Source organism: Paraburkholderia sp. Ac-20340 (genome assembly GCF_017104965.1).
In the GTDB taxonomy this organism is placed as follows: domain Bacteria; phylum Pseudomonadota; class Gammaproteobacteria; order Burkholderiales; family Burkholderiaceae; genus Paraburkholderia.
This window is the reverse complement of the sequence record NZ_JAAGPR010000075.1, coordinates 1-3,241: the sequence shown is the minus strand read 5'-3', so window position 1 is coordinate 3,241 and position 3,241 is coordinate 1. Positions and strand designations below refer to the sequence as shown.

Here is a 3,241-nt window from a genome sequence, read left to right as displayed (position 1 = left end):
TACTGCATAAGGAGCCTGACGATTACCTACTTTCACACGGGCAATCCGCACTATCATCGGCGTGGAGTTGTTTCACGGTCCTGTTCGGGATGGGAAGGGGTGGGACCAACTCGCTATGGTCATCAGGCATAAGAGGTTGCTGCGTCGCAGTGTTCTGCGCCACAGCCAATCGGGAAGAAGCGTAAAGAGTGTGTGTTGCTGAATTGGGGTTGTGTTGTTTCAGGCACAACACGTGATCTCAACCGTATGCGTCTTTGAGACCCTGCGCCTTGCTGCGCAAGGTGGGGCATCCATAAGTGCTGAAGCACTAACGGCTGCCGACACACACCTGTTATAGGATCAAGCCTTACGGGCAATTAGTATCAGTTAGCTTAACGCATTACTGCGCTTCCACACCTGACCTATCAACGTCCTGGTCTTGAACGACCCTTCAAGGGGATCTAGTCCCCGGGGAAGTCTCATCTTGAGGCGAGTTTCCCGCTTAGATGCTTTCAGCGGTTATCTCTTCCGAACATAGCTACCCGGCGATGCCACTGGCGTGACAACCGGTACACCAGAGGTTCGTCCACTCCGGTCCTCTCGTACTAGGAGCAGGCCCCCTCAAACTTCCAGCGCCCACGGCAGATAGGGACCAAACTGTCTCACGACGTTTTAAACCCAGCTCACGTACCTCTTTAAATGGCGAACAGCCATACCCTTGGGACCGGCTACAGCCCCAGGATGAGATGAGCCGACATCGAGGTGCCAAACACCGCCGTCGATATGAACTCTTGGGCGGTATCAGCCTGTTATCCCCAGAGTACCTTTTATCCGTTGAGCGATGGCCCTTCCATACAGAACCACCGGATCACTATGACCTGCTTTCGCACCTGCTCGACTTGTCAGTCTCGCAGTCAAGCACGCTTATGCCATTGCACTATCAGCACGATTTCCGACCGTACCTAGCGTACCTTCGTACTCCTCCGTTACCCTTTGGGAGGAGACCGCCCCAGTCAAACTGCCTACCATGCACTGTCCCCGATCCGGATCACGGACCAAGGTTAGAACCTCAAACAGATCAGGGTGGTATTTCAAGGACGGCTCCATGCAGACTAGCGTCCACACTTCACAGCCTCCCACCTATCCTACACAAACCGGTTCAAAGTCCAATGCAAAGCTACAGTAAAGGTTCATGGGGTCTTTCCGTCTAGCCGCGGGGAGATTGCATCATCACAAACACTTCAACTTCGCTGAGTCTCGGGAGGAGACAGTGTGGCCATCGTTACGCCATTCGTGCAGGTCGGAACTTACCCGACAAGGAATTTCGCTACCTTAGGACCGTTATAGTTACGGCCGCCGTTTACCGGGACTTCAATCAAGAGCTTGCACCCCATCATTTAATCTTCCGGCACCGGGCAGGCGTCACACCCTATACGTCCACTTTCGTGTTTGCAGAGTGCTGTGTTTTTATTAAACAGTCGCAGCCACCAGTTTATTGCAACCCCTTCACCCTCAGAGCGCAGGCTCTTCAAGCTACAAGGGCGTACCTTATCCCGAAGTTACGGTACCAATTTGCCGAGTTCCTTCTCCCGAGTTCTCTCAAGCGCCTTAGAATACTCATCTCGCCCACCTGTGTCGGTTTGCGGTACGGTCACTGTTGAACTGAAGCTTAGAGGCTTTTCTTGGAACCACTTCCAGTTGCTTCTGCTCCTAAGAGCATGGCCTCGCACCCTTGAATTCCGCGCCCGGATTTGCCAAAGCGCCTTCTCCAATGCAAGGACCGGGACTTCCAACACCCGGACAACCTTCCGCGATCCGTCCCCCCATCGCATTCAACAATGGTGCAGGAATATTGACCTGCTTCCCATCAGCTACGCATTTCTGCCTCGCCTTAGGGGCCGACTCACCCTACGCCGATGAACGTTGCGTAGGAAACCTTGGGCTTACGGCGAGGGGGCCTTTCACCCCCTTTATCGCTACTCATGTCAGCATTCGCACTTCTGATACCTCCAGCACACTTTTCAATGCACCTTCGCAGGCTTACAGAACGCTCTCCTACCATGCATATAAATATGCATCCGCAGCTTCGGTATATAGCTTAGCCCCGTTACATCTTCCGCGCAGGACGACTCGATCAGTGAGCTATTACGCTTTCTTTAAAGGGTGGCTGCTTCTAAGCCAACCTCCTGACTGTTTTAGCCTTCCCACTTCGTTTCCCACTTAGCTATATTTGGGGACCTTAGCTGGCGGTCTGGGTTGTTTCCCTCTTGACACCGGACGTTAGCACCCGATGTCTGTCTCCCGTGATTGCACTCTTCGGTATTCGGAGTTTGCTATGGCGACGTAATCCGCAATGGACCCATCAACCATGACAGTGCTCTACCCCCGAAGGTGATACACGAGGCACTACCTAAATAGTTTTCGGAGAGAACCAGCTATTTCCAGGTTTGTTTAGCCTTTCACCCCTATCCACAGCTCATCCCCTAACTTTTCAACGTTAGTGGGTTCGGTCCTCCAGCACGTGTTACCGTGCCTTCAACCTGGCCATGGATAGATCACCTGGTTTCGGGTCTACACCCAGCGACTAATCGCCCTGTTCGGACTCGCTTTCGCTACGCCTGCCCTATTCGGTTAAGCTTGCCACTGAATGTAAGTCGCTGACCCATTATACAAAAGGTACGCCGTCACCCCTTGCGAGGCTCCGACTGTTTGTATGCATGCGGTTTCAGGATCTATTTCACTCCCCTCCCGGGGTTCTTTTCGCCTTTCCCTCACGGTACTGGTTCACTATCGGTCGATCACGAGTATTTAGCCTTGGAGGATGGTCCCCCCATCTTCAGACAGGATTTCACGTGTCCCGCCCTACTTGTCGCATACCTAGTTCTTCCTCGCTGTTTTCGCCTACGGGGCTATCACCCACTATGGCCGCACTTTCCAGAGCGTTTGGCTAACAACGAAGATAAAGAATGCAGGCTGGTCCCATTTCGCTCGCCACTACTCTGGGAATCTCGGTTGATTTCTTTTCCTGCGGCTACTTAGATGTTTCAGTTCGCCGCGTTCGCTTCGCATGACCTATGTATTCAGTCATGGATACTCCATACGGAGTGGGTTTCCCCATTCGGATATCGGTGGATCAAAGCTTGTTTGCCAGCTCCCCACCGCTTTTCGCAGGCTACCGCGTCCTTCATCGCCTGTGATCGCCAAGGCATCCACCACATGCACTTGTTCGCTTGACCCTATAACGGGTGTGTCTCTGGCTCCC

2 rRNA genes are annotated in these 3,241 nt (G+C 53.1%); both read right to left on the bottom strand.

The annotated features are described in order from the left end of the window. Nucleotides 1–13: 13 nt before the first annotated feature. A 5S ribosomal RNA gene (gene rrf / locus G3N59_RS36725) occupies nt 14–127 on the bottom strand. Nucleotides 128–335: 208 nt separating this feature from the next. Continuing rightward, nucleotides 336–3,215 (bottom strand): 23S ribosomal RNA (locus tag G3N59_RS36720). Nucleotides 3,216–3,241 lie beyond the last annotated feature (26 nt).